Source organism: Pseudomonas morbosilactucae (assembly GCF_023241665.1).
In the GTDB taxonomy this organism is placed as follows: Bacteria; Pseudomonadota; Gammaproteobacteria; order Pseudomonadales; family Pseudomonadaceae; genus Aquipseudomonas; species Aquipseudomonas morbosilactucae.
Genome location: NZ_JALQCX010000011.1, coordinates 79,169 through 95,807, shown reverse-complemented (window position 1 = coordinate 95,807; position 16,639 = coordinate 79,169). Strand labels below are relative to the sequence as shown.

At 63.4% G+C, this 16,639-nt stretch carries 18 protein-coding genes; 8 read left to right on the top strand and 10 right to left on the bottom strand.

The window, feature by feature from the left end:
* Window positions 1-14 precede the first annotated feature (14 nt).
* A complete protein-coding gene (locus M1B35_RS06965; RefSeq protein WP_268261581.1) occupies window positions 15-1,973 on the bottom strand; it encodes a monovalent cation:proton antiporter family protein in 1,959 nt (652 codons plus the stop codon).
* A gap of 214 nt (window positions 1,974-2,187) precedes the next feature.
* Between M1B35_RS06965 and M1B35_RS06960 the strand changes: the two genes are divergently transcribed.
* From M1B35_RS06960 to M1B35_RS06935, 6 genes are all read left to right on the top strand, one after another.
* Window positions 2,188-3,282 (top strand): acyltransferase family protein, encoded by a 1,095-nt coding sequence (locus M1B35_RS06960; RefSeq protein ID WP_268261580.1) that lies wholly within the window; start codon window positions 2,188-2,190, stop codon window positions 3,280-3,282.
* A 33-nt stretch (window positions 3,283-3,315) separates the two neighbouring features.
* The gene (locus M1B35_RS06955) at window positions 3,316-4,287 is read left to right on the top strand and encodes an acyltransferase family protein (RefSeq protein ID WP_268261579.1); all 972 of its coding nucleotides are present in this window, start codon (window positions 3,316-3,318) and stop codon (window positions 4,285-4,287) included.
* 70 nt (window positions 4,288-4,357) lie between these two features.
* A complete protein-coding gene (locus M1B35_RS06950) occupies window positions 4,358-4,594 on the top strand; it encodes a glutaredoxin family protein (protein WP_123328208.1) in 237 nt (78 codons plus the stop codon).
* Between the two features lie 107 nt (window positions 4,595-4,701).
* Window positions 4,702-5,139, top strand: coding sequence for a S24 family peptidase (locus tag M1B35_RS06945; RefSeq protein WP_268261578.1), 438 nt, complete (start codon window positions 4,702-4,704; stop codon window positions 5,137-5,139).
* Window positions 5,140-5,197: 58 nt separating this feature from the next.
* A complete protein-coding gene (locus tag M1B35_RS06940; protein ID WP_268261739.1) occupies window positions 5,198-5,518 on the top strand; it encodes a transcriptional regulator in 321 nt (106 codons plus the stop codon).
* A 101-nt stretch (window positions 5,519-5,619) separates the two neighbouring features.
* A complete protein-coding gene (locus tag M1B35_RS06935; RefSeq protein ID WP_268261577.1) occupies window positions 5,620-6,510 on the top strand; it encodes a pseudouridine synthase in 891 nt (296 codons plus the stop codon).
* A gap of 76 nt (window positions 6,511-6,586) precedes the next feature.
* Here the strand turns inward: M1B35_RS06935 and M1B35_RS06930 are convergent, their stop codons facing one another.
* Together M1B35_RS06930 and mobA are read right to left on the bottom strand one after the other, a co-directional pair.
* The gene (locus M1B35_RS06930; protein WP_123328205.1) at window positions 6,587-6,808 is read right to left on the bottom strand and encodes a YgdI/YgdR family lipoprotein; all 222 of its coding nucleotides are present in this window, start codon (window positions 6,806-6,808) and stop codon (window positions 6,587-6,589) included.
* 76 nt (window positions 6,809-6,884) lie between these two features.
* Window positions 6,885-7,487, bottom strand: coding sequence for a molybdenum cofactor guanylyltransferase MobA (gene mobA / locus M1B35_RS06925; protein WP_123328204.1), 603 nt, complete (start codon window positions 7,485-7,487; stop codon window positions 6,885-6,887).
* A gap of 79 nt (window positions 7,488-7,566) precedes the next feature.
* On the opposite strand from mobA, the gene moaB reads away from it, so the two are divergent.
* Complete coding sequence (moaB, locus tag M1B35_RS06920) at window positions 7,567-8,106, top strand: molybdenum cofactor biosynthesis protein B (RefSeq protein WP_268261576.1); 540 nt, start codon at window positions 7,567-7,569, stop codon at window positions 8,104-8,106.
* On the top strand, window positions 8,090-9,316 hold the full coding sequence (locus M1B35_RS06915; RefSeq protein WP_268261575.1) for a molybdopterin molybdotransferase MoeA: 1,227 nt from the start codon (window positions 8,090-8,092) through the stop codon (window positions 9,314-9,316). Before moaB ends, M1B35_RS06915 begins: the two co-directional genes overlap by 17 nt.
* Window positions 9,317-9,366: 50 nt before the next feature.
* Here the strand turns inward: M1B35_RS06915 and M1B35_RS06910 are convergent, their stop codons facing one another.
* From M1B35_RS06910 to M1B35_RS06880, 7 genes are all read right to left on the bottom strand, one after another.
* Window positions 9,367-9,618 carry a hypothetical protein gene (locus M1B35_RS06910; RefSeq protein WP_268261574.1) on the bottom strand — a complete coding sequence of 84 codons (252 nt, stop codon included), beginning with the start codon at window positions 9,616-9,618 and terminating at the stop codon, window positions 9,367-9,369.
* Window positions 9,619-9,745: 127 nt separating this feature from the next.
* Window positions 9,746-10,672: a glycosyltransferase family 2 protein gene (locus M1B35_RS06905; RefSeq protein WP_123328795.1), complete on the bottom strand. Its 927-nt coding sequence runs from the start codon at window positions 10,670-10,672 to the stop codon at window positions 9,746-9,748.
* A gap of 16 nt (window positions 10,673-10,688) precedes the next feature.
* Window positions 10,689-12,104, bottom strand: a complete 1,416-nt coding sequence (locus M1B35_RS06900; protein ID WP_268261573.1) for a lipid II flippase MurJ — start codon at window positions 12,102-12,104, stop codon at window positions 10,689-10,691.
* 8 nt (window positions 12,105-12,112) lie between these two features.
* Window positions 12,113-12,934, bottom strand: a complete 822-nt coding sequence (locus tag M1B35_RS06895; RefSeq protein ID WP_123328199.1) for an acyltransferase — start codon at window positions 12,932-12,934, stop codon at window positions 12,113-12,115.
* Entirely contained in the window at window positions 12,931-14,331 is a 1,401-nt protein-coding gene (locus M1B35_RS06890) for an O-antigen ligase family protein (RefSeq protein WP_268261572.1), read from the bottom strand. Before M1B35_RS06890 ends, M1B35_RS06895 begins: the two co-directional genes overlap by 4 nt.
* Window positions 14,331-15,431 carry a glycosyltransferase family 4 protein gene (locus M1B35_RS06885; RefSeq protein WP_123328197.1) on the bottom strand — a complete coding sequence of 367 codons (1,101 nt, stop codon included), beginning with the start codon at window positions 15,429-15,431 and terminating at the stop codon, window positions 14,331-14,333. Before M1B35_RS06885 ends, M1B35_RS06890 begins: the two co-directional genes overlap by 1 nt.
* Window positions 15,422-16,639, bottom strand: a complete 1,218-nt coding sequence (locus M1B35_RS06880; protein WP_268261571.1) for a glycosyltransferase family 4 protein — start codon at window positions 16,637-16,639, stop codon at window positions 15,422-15,424. Before M1B35_RS06880 ends, M1B35_RS06885 begins: the two co-directional genes overlap by 10 nt.

Below are 16,639 nucleotides of genomic sequence, written 5' to 3'. Positions count from 1 at the left end.
AGCCCCGCGCGTCTTCACTGTCCGCCCTGCAACCGTGCTTCAGCGGCTTCGATGGCCGCCAGGGGGCCGGACATCAGCACCGTGTCCCCGGGCTGCAACAGCGGGTTGGTGTCCAGGGCCTGCTCCTGGCCCTCCCGTTGCAGCCCTTGTACATCCACCCCTAACGGCTCCAGGCCGAGGTCCCGCAGGGGGCGTTGGCAGGCGTAGGCGTCGATGTCCAGCTTCACCGCATGCATCAGCACTTTGGGCTGGCCGCGGTTATCCAGCAGGTTGCTCTGGGCGCCGTGGTAGAAACCATGCAGCAGGCGATAACGGTTGTGGCGGACTTCGTCGACCTTGCTTTGCACCTGCTGCTCCGGCACGCCAAGCATGATCAAGGCGTGGGACGCGAGCATCAGGCTCGACTCCAGTAACTCCGGTACTACTTCGCTGGCGCCCGCCGCCTTCAGTTCAGCCAGTTGGCTGTCGTCGCGGGTGCGGACCAGGATGGGCACCTGGCTGTTGAGGTGTCGCGCCGCTTTGAGGACGGCCAGGGCGATGTCGGTTTTATCCACCGCGATCACCAGCAGCCGGGCCCGTTCCAGGCCCACCGCGCTGAGCAGTTCACCTCGGCGGGAATCCCCGTAGTGCACGCAGCTTTCACCGGCGGCGGCCTCTTGCACCCGCACCGGATCGTCGTCCAGGGCCAGGAAGCGCTGTTGCTCGCGCCGCAGGAAGCGGCCGATGGATTGCCCCACGCGGCCGTAGCCACAAATCACCACGTGCCCCGCCAGCTCGGCGGTCATGGCACTGATGTGTTCCAGTTGTGCCTCCTGGTTCGGCTTGCGGTGCAGGGCGGCGGCGAGCCGGGGGGCGGCACGCAGCAACAGCGGGGTCAGCAGCATGGAGCAGAAGGTGGCGGCCAGTAGCAGGCCACTGATTTCACCGGGCATCAGTTTGCTCTGTTGCATCTGCGCCATCAGTGCGAAGCAGAATTCACCGCCTTGGGCCAGGGCCAGGCCGCTGCGCCAGGCGGTCTCGCCATCGCGGCCCCGGATGATCAGCACGGCAGCCACCACGCCGCCCTTGATCAGCATCAGGGCCAGGGTCAGACCGAGGATCAGCAGTGCGTGACTGGTGAACAATTGCAGGTCGATCAGCATGCCGATGCTGACAAAGAACAGGCCCAGGAGAATGTCGCGAAAGGGGCGGATATCCGCTTCGATCTGATGCCGGTAATGGCTTTCCCCCAGCAGCATGCCAGCGAGGAAGGCGCCCAGGGCGGGCGACAGGCCCAGCAGGTGAGTAAGCCAGGCTGTCAGCAAGACGATGACCAGGGCCAGTAGCACAAACAGTTCGGCGGAATGGGAAGCGGCGACTTCATGGAACAGACGCGGCAGTAACCAGCGGCTGGCCAGCAGCAGGCCGACGAACAGCACCAGGGTCTTGGCCAGGGTGCTGGGTAACGCCCAATACCAGGCCAGGTCGCTGCTGCCGGCAAACACCGGGACCAGGGTCAGCAACAGCACGGCCACCACGTCCTGGAACAGCAACACGCCAATAGCGTTCTGCCCATGACTGCTGAATATCTCCCCCAGGCTGCTCAACTCCTTGCTGACGATGGCGGTGGAGGAGAGCGCCAGCCCGGCGCCGAGCATCAACGCCGCCACCCAGGGCATGCCAAACGCCACCAGCAAGGCGCCGAGTACGCTGCCGGTGCACAGCACCTGCACGCTGCCCAGGCCGAACACCACGCGGCGCAGTGCGAGCATCTTCGACAGCGAAAATTCCAGCCCCAGGGAGAACAGCAGGAACACCACCCCCAACTCCGCCAGGTCCGGCAGGTCCTCGCTGTCGTTCACCCAGTCCAGGGCAGTGGGGCCGACCAGCAGGCCGACGCACAGATAGCCGAGGACTGGCGGCAGGCGCAGGCGTCGGAACAGCGCGATGACCACCAGGGAGGAGGCGAGGATGATCAGCAGATTGGCGAACACAGATGTCTCCCGACAGGGGGCGCTGGCGATAACCGAGCGTAGCGGCAAAAAGGCCGCGAGGGTCGCTCAATCCAGAATACGTGACGCTGATGTGCATCATTCTTTATGGAAGATGTCTCAAATTGAACATGCTTCGCTATGCTCAAGGGCGGCCGGCGAAGGTCGTGGTGCAGCAGGCACAGGGTGGCCTGTCAGTGAGGAGCCGGAGAGGTTTATGGAGCGTCTGTATTCACTGCAAGGGTTGCGCGGGGCGGCGGTGCTGGGAGTGGTGCTGTTTCATATGACGTCTGTGGAGTTCAAGTACGCCGCGGGCGATGTGTTGTTGCCAGCGTTCTTGCAGTTCTTTCAATTGGGTGTCGATCTGTTTTTCGTCATCAGCGGTTTTGTCATGGTCATCGTCAGCCGCGGGCGCTTCCAGAACGTCGTCGAGACCCAGCGCTTCCTGTTCAATCGCCTGTCGCGGATCTACCCCACCTATTGGTTGTATTTTTTTATCACCCTGGGCGTTTACCTCTGGCAGCCGAGCCTGGTCAACAGCTCACACGGCGGTTCCAACCTGTGGATGTCGTTCCTGTTATTGCCCAATGAACGGGTGCTGCTGGTGATGGTGGCCTGGTCGCTGGTGTTCGAATTGTGGTTCTACCTGCTGTTCAGCGCCTTTATGTGCCTGCGGGAGAAAAGCTTGCCGTGGCTGTTGCTGGGCTGGGCCGGGGTGATCGTGGTCTTCAACCTGCTGTTCAATTGGCAGGATTACTCGCCGGCGCTGAAAATCATGCTCCACCCCTACGCCCTGGAGTTCATTGTCGGCAGCGCCCTGGCACTGTTTTTCTACGGCCCCCACAGTGGCAGGCTGCCGAGTTCCTTGCTCTGGGTGGCACTGGCGGTGGCGCTGCTGCTGGGCTTTCCGTTGATCTACTTGAGTGGCCTGTACGCCAGTGAAGGGTTGCCGCGGATGGTTGCCGTGGGCCTGACCTTTGGTGCCCTGACCTTGTCCCTGGCGCTGCTGGAGCGGCGCAGCCTGATCAAGGTCCCGACGTTCCTGACGGCGGTAGGCGACATGTCCTACACCCTTTATCTGTCCCACCTGCTGGTGCTGGGGGTGATCGGTCGCGCTTGGCAAATGATCGGCGCCTGGCCTTCCAGCCCGTGGGACAACGTGTTTTTTGCCGTGCTGATGATGACCGCGGTGCTTTGTTATGGCTGGGTGGGTTATCACTTCTATGAGAAGCCGATCCTCGATCGGGCGACGGCTTACTGCAAACGTCGATTCCGCGTGGCCCCGAGCCGCAAACATTACGATCCGGTGTAAGCCGGTTCTGCCTCGTTCCAGCAGGGAGCTTCGATGGCCAAAGTCCTGAATGGCAATCTCGACCTTCTCAAAGTCGTGCTCGCAGTCATGGTGGTGGCCTTGCATTGCAAGTTTCTCGGAGGCAACTACAACGCCCTGGGGTATGTGCTGTGCAATGGCCTGTTCCGGGTCGCGGTGCCGGCGTTTTTCATCATCAATGGTTACTACCTGTTCCAGACGCTGAGCGCCGGGCATTCGTTTGCCCAGTGGTTCAAGCGTGGGCTGCTGATCTATCTGTTCTGGATGCTGGTGTACAGCCCTCAGTACGTGGACCCTGCAACGCTGTTCAGTCTCGGTGGCGTGCTGGGCGTGGTGAAGAAACTGCTGATCGGCTATTTCCACCTCTGGTACCTGCTGGGCATGCTCGGTGGCGGCGTGCTGTTGCTGATACTGCGCCGGCGCGCCTCGGGGCTGCTGATCGGCCTGGCCCTGGGGGCGTTTGCGATCGGCCTGTGCCTGCAATATGCGCGGGTGTACTACGAGTTGCCCAACGCCTTCCTGCAGCACTTCAACCAGAACGACTACACCGCACGCAATTTCCTGTTCATGGGCTTTCCGTTCATGACCATCGGCTTTCTGTTCGCACGCCATCAGGTCCCGGAAAAGGTGACTCGACGTGCGGTCTGGCTTGGGTTGCTGCTGGGCCTGGGATTGATCCTGGCGGAGGCCGGATTGAACTTCGCCCTGCGCGCCGACGTTGAGCAGAACTTCGATTTTCTTGCCTCATTGCTGGTGGTCACCCCGGCGCTGTTTCTATTACCGTTCGTGTACTACCGGGCGTCCAGCAACGGCATTCCGGCCAAGCTGTCTTCGGCGGTGTATTACGTGCATCCCTGGTTTATTTACGCGGCGCTGGGCGCGGGGCTGGCCTATGGCAATGTGATGAGCGGGCTGGTGCTGGTACTGGCCTTCGCGGTGGCGCCGCTGCTGATCCTGGCCAGCCGCCGGGTCAAGTTCATTCTCTGAGGCTGTGGCGGTCGACGGCTTTTTTACAGGGGCCTAGAATACGTGCCTGTCCTTTTCTGGTTGCACGGTCATGCCATCTGAATGCCAGTTGTTCGGCACCCTGGGGTGCCACCTTTGTGAACTCGCCGAGGCCGAGCTGATGCCCCTGGTGGAGCATGGGTTGATGGTCGAACTGGTGGATATCGGTGAAAGCCAGGCGCTGTTCGACGCCTACGGCTTGCGGATTCCGGTGTTGCGCCGGGTTGACACCGGTGCCGAGCTGGACTGGCCCTTTGATGCCGAACAAGTGGTGGCTTTTGTACGTTGAGCCCTCTCACGATCGGCGTTCCGCTGGTCGCCCCCTGATCTAATTCATTGGCGAGATCCGCTGATTCGTTTACTGTATGCATGTACAGCTATTCGGAATGCCTCGCCATGTCTCTCACCATCCTCGCTCGCGCCGAGCGTTTGCAGCATTTGCCCTCATCCTCCATCGAACCTGACGGCGTCAGGGCGTCGCGGGGTGTGGATCACGCCGACGGCGGGTTCTCCCTCGATCGCACCGTGGGCCTTGGCGCGCCGCAGATTCGTGCGGTGCTGGTCGACGATGACAGCCTGCTGGGTTTTGGCATCTACCCGGGGGACCGGTTGATTGTCGACCGTTCGGCCACCCCGGTGGTGGACCAGTACGTGGTGGTGCAGTTGGAGGGGGCCGCCCCCTTCGGCGTACGCCTGGTGGCGCCGGACCCCAAGGGCGGCTTGTTGCTCAAGGCCTCACGTCCTTCCATCCCATCCATTGCCCTGGATGACCGGGAGACGGGGGCGATCTGGGGCGTGGTGTTGTGGGTGGTCAGTTATGTGGGGCGCAGTTGAGGCCAGGGTATGCCGCTTCAGAGGCTCAGGGCGAATCAAGAGGACAAAGGAACAGATGATGGTCAATGTCGAACAACTGAAAAACAGCGTAAACCGAATGTCCGCCGACGTAGTGCGTGAGGCGGTGCTTGAGTTGCGCCTCGATGGCCTGGTCACGGAAGGCAAGACGCCCTTCAACAAGCTGCACTTCAACACCTGCTTTGCTGAAATCGAGGCCCTGTTCCAGCGTGCGGGTTACCACCGGCAACTGGATGTGGTGGGGTATCAGGGCCTGCTGTATGCGCTCTATGACCCGGGGCGCTGGGACGCCGTGGATGTTCTGCGCTGGCTCAAGGAATTCACCGACGCCGCCGCCCACGCCCAGGGGACACCGGCTTAGGCTCGGTTGTGTGTCAGGTGCCGGGTTCGGGGAAACTCCCCTAGGCTCCCCGCAGCCCTTGCTGGATAATGCCGCCTTGCCTTGATCGCTTGAGCGTTTGTATGTCCACCGCACCCTTTTCTGCTGCACAGCACCAGGCCAGCACCCTTTACCTGCCGCCCGGCTCCTGGTTGACGGTGCTTGATTGCCTGTGTGATCACTTCAAGGCCATCAGCCGTGAACACTGGCTGGACCGTATCGCCCGTGGCCGGGTGCTGGACGGGCAGGGGCAGCCCATCGCCATCGACCTGGCTTACCGTGAAGGCCTGCGGATTCATTATTTTCGCGAAGTGCCCGACGAAAAGGTCATTCCGGTGCAGGAGTCGATCCTGTACGCCGACGAGCATCTGGTGGTGGCAGACAAACCGCATTTTCTGCCGGTCACGCCGGCAGGCGAGTACGTTGAGCAAACCTTGCTGCGCCGTTTGATCCGGCGCCTGGATAACCCCCATCTGGTGCCGTTGCACCGGATCGACCGGCACACGGCGGGGCTGGTGCTGTTTTCCGCCAACCCCGAGACGCGCTCGGCCTACCAGGCACTGTTTCCCACGCGGCAGATCGAAAAGCATTACGAGGCGATTGCCCCGGCGCTGCCTGAGTTGGCGTTTCCCAGGGTGCATAAAAGCCGCCTGGTGGATGGGCAGCCGTTTTTTCGCATGCAAGAGGGGGAGGGACCGAGCAATACCGAAACCGCCATTGAGGTTCGGGAACAGAACGGTGAGCTCTGGCGTTATGGTCTGTACCCGGTGACCGGTAAGAAGCACCAGTTGCGGGTGCACATGAGTGCCTTGGGGGCGGGTATCTGCAATGACCCGTTCTACCCTGAGGTCTTGCCGGATGCGGCCGATGATTACGCCAACCCCCTGAAGTTACTGGCCCAAGGGCTGCGGTTTATCGACCCGGTCACTGGCCAGGAGCGAACATTCGACAGCCGCATCACTTTGCAGTGGTGAAGTGTTTTCTTAGCGCAACAACGATAAAGCCCGAACGAGTCGGGCTTTATTCATTGCTGGGGCAGTGTCTTGAGGCTTACAGCTCTTTGACGGTACGCACCTGATCCTTGTTGATCCGGGTTTGCTTGCCGTCCAACTGTTCGAACTCGTAGAAGCCGGAATCCTTATCGTATTGAGGGGTGTCCACGGCCTGGATTTCACGGCCGTCATTCAAGGTGATCACTGTCGGCGAGGCGCAGCCGGCGAGTGTGCCGAGGCCCAATGCAAGCATCAGCGTGGCGAGGGTCCGTTGAGTCATGGTGTGTCTCCGAAATGAGTACTTTTAAATGCTGATCTTCAGACGTATAGGCTGTCTGCAAGTTCCTTGACCGCGGTCATTCTGCCACGTTGTACGGTTGAAGAAGCAGCTCCGGTGTATTCAGATTAGCTAACCTTGGGTCATTTTCCGGACATTGCAGAGCTTGGGCCTGCAAGTGGCGCATAACTCGCCCGGGGCTGCGTTCGCCGGCCTGCCAGGCGTTCTCGAATGCGGGCAGCAGCACGGTGGGAATAACACAGAGCAAGGGTTCCCAATGCTCGCCGTGACGCACCATCAATGGCTGCTCCGGCTGCTGGCTGGCGCTGTGGCGCATGGCCTGGATCAGTGTGGCATCGATTTGCGGTACGTCGCAGGGCAGCACCAGCAGGAACGGGTGGCGGGCCGCGCGCAAGCCGGCGCGGATACCGGCCAACGGCCCGGGAAAATCGTCGCTGTCGTCATGCACCAACTGGTCGGCGTACGGCGCGTAGATCTCTTTATTGCGGTTGCAGGAGATGATCAGGTCATCACTTACGCCCCGGGTCAGGCGCTGCAAGTGGGCAATCAGTGGCTGCCCTTGCCACTCCACCAGCCCCTTGTCCCGGCCGCCCATGCGCTGGCCCCGACCTCCCGCCAGCAGCAGGACGGAGCAAGGGGGCAGCGGCGCGATCAGGGTCATGGCGGGTCTCCAGAGGGGCGGTGAAACAGAGCGCTGTGATATAACACCGGGCTGTTTCTCCGACAACTGGAACGAGCCGATGAAAGCCAAGGCTGATGTACCTTTCGTGCCGCTGAACATCGCGGTGTTGACTGTCAGCGATACCCGCACCCTTGAAACCGACACCTCCGGGCAGGTCTTTGTCGACCGGCTGGGCGCCGCCGGCCACAACCTGGCGGCTCGGGTCTTGCTCAAGGACGATCTGTATAAAATCCGTGCCCAGGTGGCCCACTGGATCGCCGAAGACGTGGTGCAAGTGGTGCTGATTACCGGTGGCACCGGCTTCACCGGCCGCGACAGCACCCCCGAGGCGGTCAGTTGCCTGTTGGACAAGCAAGTCGATGGTTTTGGTGAGCTGTTCCGGCAGATATCCGTGGCCGATATTGGCACGTCCACCGTGCAGTCACGGGCGCTGGCCGGGCTGGCCAATGGCACCCTGGTGTGCTGCCTGCCGGGCTCCACCAATGCGGTGCGTACCGGCTGGGACGGGATCCTTGCCGAGCAGTTGGACTCACGCCACCGCCCCTGCAATTTCGTGCCTCATTTGAAGCAGGCCGCTCCTTGTGAATCCCGTGGGTAAGCCGGGCAAGGGCGGTGCCTTGATGCCGGTTGAAGACGCCTTGGAACGTCTGCTGGCGCTGGCCGAGGCCGCTCCGATCGTTGAGCGCGAGCGTTTGCCGCTGGCCGATACCCAGGGGCGGGTGCTGGCCTCAGACCTGATCTCGACCCTCGACCTGCCGCCTTGGCCCAACAGTGCCATGGACGGTTACGCCTTGCGCGTGGCGGATTGGCAAGGCCAGCCCTTGCCGGTCAGCCAACGGATTTTTGCCGGCCAAGCACCCCAGCCGCTGACCCCCGGCACCTGTGCCCGGATCTTCACCGGGGCACCGGTGCCTGAAGGCGCCGACTGCGTTGAGATGCAGGAAAATGCCCAGGTCCAGGCTGACGAGCGCGTGGTGTTCACCGAGGCCTTGAGCATCGACCAGAACATCCGTCCCCAGGGTCAGGAAACCACCTTCGGTGAATGTGTGCTGCAGGCCGGCACGCAGTTGGGGCCGATCGAACAAGGGTTGGCCGCTTCCCTGGGGTATGCCGAGCTGGAGGTGGTTCGGCGGGTGCGGGTGGCGGTGTTGTCCACCGGCGACGAACTGGTGGAGCCCGGGCAGCCGTTGGGGCCGGGGCAGATCTACAACAGCAACCGGGTCCTGCTGTGCAGTTGGCTACAGCGCCTGGGCTGCGAAGTTCGGGATGCCGGGATTCTGCCCGATGACCTGGCCACCACCCGCCAGCGCCTGGCGGAATTGGGGGATGTCGACCTGATTCTGTCCACCGGCGGCGTTTCAGTGGGCGAGGCGGACTTCTTGGGGATTGCCCTGCGTGAAGAGGGCGAGATCGCCCTGTGGAAGCTGGCCATCAAACCTGGAAAGCCCCTGACCTTTGGCCATTTCCGTGGGGTGCCGGTGATCGGCTTGCCGGGCAACCCGGCATCGACACTGGTGACCTTCGCGCTGCTGGCACGACCTTACCTGTTGCGCCGTCAGGGCGTGCAGGACGTGCGGCCGTTGCAGTTTCCGGTTCCGGCGGGGTTTACCTGGGGCAAGCCGGGCAATCGCCGCGAGTACCTGCGCGGGCGACTTGAGAATGGGCGAGCAATCATCTACCGCAATCAGAGCTCCGGCGTCCTGCGTAGCGCAGCCTGGGCCGAAGGCTTGGTGGAAGTTCTGGAAGGCCAGACCCTGGCCGAAGGCGACTCGGTCAACTTCATTCCGCTGAGTGAAGTCCTGGGTTGACCCTGCGGAGCGAGCCCGGTCGGCAATGACCGGGCTTGAGTCCCTGGCGGTCAGCGCAGCAGAAGCAGGAGCAACAACCCGAAACGACTGTGGAAACCCCAGGTCACCAAGGCCAGCATGACCGTGGTCGAGGCACCGAGCCAGGCGAGCCGCTTGAGCAACTGCCGGTGCCGCGCAGCGCGCTGACGGCGTTCGGGAGCCGGATGCCGATCGAGTTGCTGTGCGGAGTGGTTGGCCAGCCAGGCCTGGTTTTCCAGGCGATTGACCGGGTGGGATCCAGCATAAATATTCTTGTCGTTCATCGCGGTGCACTTCCTTGTGTGAGGCATTTGCGCCTGCGATAAACCTTCACCGATTGCCTGAAGGGGGTCAATTCAGGCGATTCTCAATATGCTGTCAGACAAGTCACTTCATGCTGTCGGGCATGCCTTAAGCGTAAGGGCTGTCCCAGTAACGCCGGTACATTCCCAGGTTCTTTTTCAGGCCCAGCGGCAAGAATCGCTCTTGTTGGCTGAGTTTGTAGGCGACCAGTTTCACCGCGTTGCGCAGCAGCGAGCCGGGCCATTGCAGCACGCGCCCGGGGCCGAGAAACGCCAGCTCCGATTTGACGTAGCGCAGGCCTTCGCCGCCGGCGCCGCCGAAGGTCTGGCGGATCCAGGGTTCGCGGCCATGGAACACGCCAATGTCGAAGTAGCGGCGGAATTCTTCCTTCAGCGAATAGTTGTGGGAGTGGTGGGCGCAGGCCTGCCCTTCATAAGCGATTTTCCAGCCGGCGATGAGCATTTTGGCGGTGACGTACATGTCCTCGGAGAGGATCACGTGCACGGGGAAACCACCGACCTGCATCAGCGCTTCACGCCGGTAGGCGGCGAATGAGTTGGACATGAAGGCCGTCTTGATGCCCAGGGTCGGCGCATCCTCCAGGCTTTTGACCTGGGACTCGGCGGGGTAATTGAAGCGCCGTGCATGTTCAGCCAGCGGCGTGGCATTGAGGTGGGGCAATTGCCGGCCACAGACTGCGCCTACCCGGGCATCGGCAAAGGGTCGCACGATCGCAGCGATCCCTTGCGAATCGGCCAGGTAGGCGTCCTGGGTCATGAACACATAGACGTCATAGTCGGGGTGACGCTGCACCATCAGTTGCCGGGTGCCGCCGTGGTTGAAGTCCTTGCTGTCGATGCGCAGCACGTTGGCACAGCGTTCTTGGGCCAGCTCCCAGGTGCCGTCGCTGGAGCTGGAATCGACGATCAGCGTATCGAAGGGTGCGCTCTGCCGTTCCAGGGAGTCCAGCAGGCGCGCCAGGTCGTTCCGGCCGTTGTAGGTCGGAATCACAACGGCCACTTTGAGTGTCGACATCATTCACCCTCCAGCTTCAGGACGCAGGGGCGCGCCAGGGTCGTAACCAGGCGGCAAGAACCAGCAACAGCAGGAGCCCCACAGCGGTGCTCAGCCCCAGTTGCCAGGCAATCGATTGCAGTGGATGCAACAGCAGCGCTGCCAGCAGCATGCCGCCGGCACCGATCAGCCAATGACTGCGCCAGGGCACCAGGCCCAGCAGTTGCTGGCGACGTAGCAGCAGCAGCCCGGTCAGGATCACGCCGCCGATGGCTGCCAGGGCAATGCCGATCAAGCCGAAAAAGTATGGCAGCAGCCCCAGCAGCACAGCGTTGAGCAGGCTGCCCAGCAGCTCGCAGTTGAGGGGCAGGCGCGTGTCGCCGGCAGCGTAGGCATAGCGCGCCAACAGGGCGTTCCAGGCCCCGAACATCAGTGGCACCGAGAACCAGGCGAGTAGTTCCGGCAGCGGGCTGTCGGCCGCCTGGTTGGGCAGCAGCAGGTGCACCAGGGCCGCGGCGGCGCCGATCAACCCGACCACCGCCGGAACGGTCAGCAAGGTGGCGCTGCTCAAGCCTTTACGCAGCAGGACTAGGCGCTGTTCGCCGGCGCTGCCGCTCATCAGCCCGAGCAGCACCTGGTTGAGGCTCATCAGGGCGATCAGCGGCAAGTTGATCAACTTGCGCGCCAGGTTGATCCAGGTCACCGCGCCTTCGCCGAGCAGCGACGCGGCCATGCGCTCCAGCAGGGCCAGGCCCTGGCTGGCCAGGTTGCTGCTAAGCAGCGGGCCGATGCGTTGCAGCAGTTCCCGGCCAGCGCCCGGCAGCCGCTGCCAGCGCCAGGGGCGCCAGCCGTCGCGGTACAGGCTGGGCAACAGCACACTGGGCATCAGCAGGCTACCCAGCACGCAGGCCGCCGCCAGGCCATCGGGGCTGGCGGCGTGGCGGTACAGCGCCAGGTACAACACGGGCGGCAAGTTGAACAGCAAAGAGCCCAGGCCGGCGAGGACGAAGCGCGCCCGGGCTTGCAAGGGCACGCAGAACAGGCCGTGGAGGAGGAACCCGGGGGCGCACCACGCCAGCCATTGCAGGCCGCTGCTGGCCAGTGCATAGCCGTCGCTGCCCAGCCCCGGCCCGATCAGCCGTACCCACAGAGGGGCTCCGACGCTCAGCAGCGCCGCGAGCAACAGGCCGCACAGCATCAGCCATGGCACCAGGGTGCTGAGCCAGGCCTGCTGCTCAGCGCTGTTGCGTTGCTGATAGAGGGGCAACGCTGCGGCGCTGAGCAATCCGGCGGCCAGGGCCATGCGCAAGGCTTCCGGCAGAAACATCGCCACCAGGAAACCGTCGCTTTGCCCGCCGGCCCCCCAGGAGGCCACCAGCAGCCATTCCCGGGCGAAGCCGGCAGCCAGCCCGGTCAGGGTGGCCAGGGTCAGCCAAAGCGTCGAGCCGAACATGGCGCGGCTCAGTGAAACAAAGTGAACAGGCCTTTGCCGCCCACTTTGTAGGTCAGGTTACGGCAGCGTTCGCCTTTGATCGCGGCATCCGGCCCTCCGACGATGGCGTAGGCCGGGATGGGTTTGCTCACCACGCAGTTGCCGCCGACCACGGCGCCTTCGCCGATGTCGGCACCGAAAGACAGCAGTGCCCGGCTGGCGATCCAGGCGTAGTCATGAATGTAGATAGGCCCGCCGACGGCCCAGAATTCAGGGGCCTGCAAGTCGTGGCCGCCGGCGATGATCAGCACATGAGAGGCGATGGTGACGTGGTCGCCGATTATCAGGCCGCCTCGGGCATCGAGTTGGCAGTGCCAGCCCACGGTGCTGTCCGCACCGATGCGCAGGCTGTCGACCCCCAGCACCTCGGTGTTGCGCCAGACCGACGAGCCCTTGCCGATCTTCGCCCCGCCGATGCGCAACCACAGCAGGCGCAAGGTGTGGCTGGGAATCTTGCAGATGAGGATGTTGTAGGCCTGTTCCCAGACCCGCAGCATGCGGTCGCGGAGGGTGGGCCAATTGATCCCGTACAGGGGAATCAGCGCGCCCTTGAGTTCGCGTGCCAACACCCCGTAGAAACGCCGGGGCAGAGGCGGCTCGATGCGGGTTTCGATGTTCAGGTAGCTGATGAACGTCAGCACATTGCCCTTCAGGGGCTGCTCGAAAATCACGTTGTTTTCCAGCATCCACTCATAAGCCGCTTCGAGCTCTTCCAGGCTGACGGCCATTTTTTGCGCGTATTCAGGCAGGGCCTGTCTCAGGTTCAGCGAGTGCATCAGGCGATGTTTCATAGGCGGCTTCCTGAAGGAGATAAGTCTGTAGGGGCGCTTTTGCGCTTGAGGCGCTGGGCCTCGTGCAGGTTCAGGCCCAGCAGCAGCCAGAACAGGGCGATCAATACCTGGGTGAAGCTGAAATAGTGGTCGAACACGCCGCTGATCAGCGCCGCCGTGACCCCGGCTCCGGTGCCGAGCCAGATGGCGTTGTCTCGGGTCAGTGTCAGGGGTTTGAACGGCAGGCGGGTTTCTCGCCACCAACTCCAGATCACCGCGACGAACAGCAGCATGCCGGGCACGCCGAGCTTATAGATGAAGTTCAGCCAGAGGTTGGAGATGCCCCACAATCCGGTGCCGGGTACGGGCGGGTCGACCTTGAAACCGATGCCGAAGGGGAACATGGCCATGGCGGCGGGGAAGTGTGAGTACTCGTCGAAACGCACGCTGGTACTGGCATCGGATGAGGAGAACATGGTCCCCAGGCGATCCTGCAGCGGCGGGTACAGCATCAGCAGCAAGGTGCCCAGGGCGAACCCGGCCATCAGCATGCGCCCGGTGTAGGGGATGCGGTTGCGGGCCATCCACACCAGCACCACCAGTAGGCTGAGCAGCGCCCCGCGGGACCCGGACAGCAACAGCCCGACCGCGCCCAATGCCGCCACTGCCAGGCCCAGGGCCCGGGGCCAGCCGCTGCGGGTCAGGCCAAAGCAGAACGCCAGGGGCAAGGTCAGGGCCATGGCGCCGCCGGTGACGTTGGGGTGCATCCAGGGCGAACCCATGCGCGTGGACAGCGCGCTGAGGCTGTCCCCCAGTACGTCGATGCCGCCATAGCCAAGGCCGGCAAGGATTGGGGTCATGGCGGTGGCGGTGCCGTTCTTGAGGAACACCGGGATCGACAGCAACAACAGCAGCAGGGTGCCGAGCAGCAGGCCGATGACCATCTGCTCCCGGGTTCTTTCCTGGTCCAGCAGGCGCGGCACCAGGAATAGCACCGACAGGTTCATCAGCCAGCGCACCCAGTTCACCGGGCCATTGCCATCGGCATTGACCGTCAGTTGGCCGATCAGGAACGGGAATGCGCTGAACGCCATCAGCGCCAGCAGGAGTTTTTCGGTGCGCAGCAATTTGCCGGTGCGGGTCAGGTTGGAGAACAGCCCCTGGGCCAGCACGCTGCCCCAGACCAGCAGGATCAGCGCCTCGGACACCGTGGTGCGCAAGCCGATCTGCACGGTGGAGTAAGGCAGGAAGGTGGCGATCACCGCAAACAGCAGCAAACCACGCAACGGGCGCCGGATGATCGTCACCGTCGCCATGATGCCAACCATCAGCACCAGCACTTTAAGCGGCGGCAGCAACCAGACCAGCACCCCGAACAGCAGGCTGCAGATCAGCGCGATTGGCATGGCCATGGGCATTACTGGAGTTCCTCGAGCAAGGCGTTGAAGCGTTCCTGGTAGGCCGCTTCGGCATACCGTGCGGCCCAGGCCTTGAGCTCGTCGGGGTTGTCCGGCGTGGCGCTGGCCAATTGCACCATCAGGTGGGTTAGGGCCGGGCTGTCGGTGGGCGAGAAGCGCGGACTGTGGGGCGGGGTGATCTCATCCAGGGCCGAGCCGCTGGCCACTGCCACGCCGGTGCCGACACTCAGGGCTTCGATCACCGGCAGGCCGAAACCTTCGGCATACGACGGTTGCCACAAGCGCTGGGCCTGTTGATACACGGCCTGTAGCTGGGCATCGCTGAGGTCGCTCAGGTAGTGCAGGCCCGGCAGGTGCCGCAGTTCATCCGGCAGGTGCTCGGCGGCGCCCACCAGCACCAGTTCCGGCACCTCGGGGCTCTGCTGCCGAGCAGCGTGCCAGGCACTGACGAACCACGGGATGTTCTTGCGCGGCTCGCGGGTGCCAACGGCCAGCCAGTAGCGGGCAGGCAGTTGCAGGTCGCTGATATCGGCCGCGGCACCGGTGAAACCAGGCACCAGGTTGGGCAACACCCGCACCTTGTCCCGGGCTTCGGGGAACAGCTTGACCAGCTCATCCGCGGTGTATTGCGAAGGGGTCCAGATACGGTCGGCCTGTTTGACCGAATGGCCGATCGACAGGCGATCGGTGAACCGGTACACGCGCTCCTTGAGCCGGGAGCCATGGCTGTTGTTCAGGGTCAGTTGGAACAGGTCATGCAGTTGCAGGACATAACGCAGGCCGGCGGGCTTTTTGCCCAGGGGCAAGCCCATGTTGAAGTTGCAGATGTACAGCTCGACCTCGGCCCGGCGCAGGGCGTCGGGCAGAAAGGCGCCCTCGAACCTGAGTCGGCCGGGCAGGCGATGGATGCCTTGCAATGGCGCGCCCCAGCTTGGGCAATGCACGCGGCGGCGCAGCGGGTGGTCTTCGGGTGCCACGCCGAACAGTTGCAGGCGTACCTGCGGGTTGGCGCGCAGGGCGTCTTCCAGGGCCAGGTTCTGCCGGCCAATGCCACTGTTGCTGTAGCCCGCGGCGGGGCGGTAATCCAGACCTATGCGCATACGGACACTTCTTCTTTGAGAGGGGAAAGATGGTGGTAGACCGCTTCCAGTTGGGCGGCGGCCTCGGCCCAGTCATGCTCGGCCTTGACGTAGGCACGGCCGGCTTCGCCCACTTGCAGCAGGCGCGCTGGGTCGGCCAGGGCATCGGCGAGGATCTGGGCCAGTGCGCCAGGGTCTTCGCTGCCCAGGTAATGCTCGCCGTTTTTCACCCGTAGGCCGGAGCTGCCCTGAGCGGTGGTGACCACAGGCAGGCCGGCGGCCATGGCCTCCAGCACCTTGAGCTTGGAACCGCCACCCTGGCGCAGGGGCGCGAAGAACACCGCCGAGTTTTGTTGCAGGTCCCGCAGGTCGGGCACAAACCCCTGCCACTCGATGCGTGGATCAGGCCAGCGCTGACGGAAACTGTCGGGCAGGGCATAGCCGCAAATGGCAAAGCGCACCTGCGGGTTGAGTTGCCACAGGCGCGGCAGAATCGCTTCCAGGGCCCATTCCACGGCATCCAGATTGGGGCTGTATTCGTAGTTGCCGATAAACAGCAGGCGCTGGCTGTGCAGGTCTGGGTGCACATCCGCGTAATGCTCGCAGTCCACACCGTTGACCACCACCGCCGTGGGTTTGCCGGTCAGTTGCTGGAGGTTGGCAGCGTCTTGTTCAGTGACCGCGATGACCTGGGTCGCCTGGCTGAACACCCGGTGCTCCCAGCGCCGGTAGCGCCATTGGTCATAAAGGGTGAAGGGCTTGGCCCAGGTGGGCAAGCGATCATAGCTGGCGGCGCCGAGGGCGGACTCGACGTTGTGCTCGGTGAGGATAAAGTCCCGCTGCAGCTGCTGGAGGGGGGCTTCAAAGGGTTGGAAGCTGTAGCTGTGTTCGATCTGGATCACGTCCCAGGGCTCGTCCAGCAACTGGCGAAAGCGTGCCTGGAATGACGGCGCCAGGCCGTTGACAGAGGCCAGCATCGGATAGGGCGCCAGCAGCACTGCCAGCAGGGTACGCAGGCTGCGCAATGGGCGGCGTGGCAGCACGATCAGGCGTTCCAGCCAGGGCTCCAGGGCCTGGCGGGTGGCGTCATCGAGGGCGGTCTTGGACTGCACCAGCAAGGTGATGCGATGCCCCCGCGCTGCCAGGGCACGCAGCAGGTGGTACTGGCGGGTCTTGCCGCCGCTGGTGGCCGGCCAGGGCAGATAGGGCAGGGTCCAGAGAATTTTCAT

What these genes read in the sequence shown, in the direction of transcription:
- M1B35_RS06960 (WP_268261580.1), top strand. Translation starts at nt 2,188, where the DNA reads ATGGAGCGTCTGTATTCACTGCAAGGGTTGCGCGGGGCGGCGGTGCTG.
- M1B35_RS06955 (WP_268261579.1), top strand. Translation starts at nt 3,316, where the DNA reads ATGGCCAAAGTCCTGAATGGCAATCTCGACCTTCTCAAAGTCGTGCTC.
- M1B35_RS06950 (WP_123328208.1), top strand. Translation starts at nt 4,358, where the DNA reads ATGCCATCTGAATGCCAGTTGTTCGGCACCCTGGGGTGCCACCTTTGT.
- M1B35_RS06945 (WP_268261578.1), top strand. Translation starts at nt 4,702, where the DNA reads ATGTCTCTCACCATCCTCGCTCGCGCCGAGCGTTTGCAGCATTTGCCC.
- M1B35_RS06940 (WP_268261739.1), top strand. Translation starts at nt 5,198, where the DNA reads ATGGTCAATGTCGAACAACTGAAAAACAGCGTAAACCGAATGTCCGCC.
- M1B35_RS06935 (WP_268261577.1), top strand. Translation starts at nt 5,620, where the DNA reads ATGTCCACCGCACCCTTTTCTGCTGCACAGCACCAGGCCAGCACCCTT.
- M1B35_RS06930 (WP_123328205.1), bottom strand. Translation starts at nt 6,808, where the DNA reads ATGACTCAACGGACCCTCGCCACGCTGATGCTTGCATTGGGCCTCGGC.
- mobA (WP_123328204.1), bottom strand. Translation starts at nt 7,487, where the DNA reads ATGACCCTGATCGCGCCGCTGCCCCCTTGCTCCGTCCTGCTGCTGGCG.
- moaB (WP_268261576.1), top strand. Translation starts at nt 7,567, where the DNA reads ATGAAAGCCAAGGCTGATGTACCTTTCGTGCCGCTGAACATCGCGGTG.
- M1B35_RS06910 (WP_268261574.1), bottom strand. Translation starts at nt 9,618, where the DNA reads ATGAACGACAAGAATATTTATGCTGGATCCCACCCGGTCAATCGCCTG.
- M1B35_RS06905 (WP_123328795.1), bottom strand. Translation starts at nt 10,672, where the DNA reads ATGTCGACACTCAAAGTGGCCGTTGTGATTCCGACCTACAACGGCCGG.
- M1B35_RS06900 (WP_268261573.1), bottom strand. Translation starts at nt 12,104, where the DNA reads ATGTTCGGCTCGACGCTTTGGCTGACCCTGGCCACCCTGACCGGGCTG.
- M1B35_RS06895 (WP_123328199.1), bottom strand. Translation starts at nt 12,934, where the DNA reads ATGAAACATCGCCTGATGCACTCGCTGAACCTGAGACAGGCCCTGCCT.
- M1B35_RS06890 (WP_268261572.1), bottom strand. Translation starts at nt 14,331, where the DNA reads ATGCCCATGGCCATGCCAATCGCGCTGATCTGCAGCCTGCTGTTCGGG.
- M1B35_RS06885 (WP_123328197.1), bottom strand. Translation starts at nt 15,431, where the DNA reads ATGCGCATAGGTCTGGATTACCGCCCCGCCGCGGGCTACAGCAACAGT.
- M1B35_RS06880 (WP_268261571.1), bottom strand. Translation starts at nt 16,639, where the DNA reads ATGAAAATTCTCTGGACCCTGCCCTATCTGCCCTGGCCGGCCACCAGC.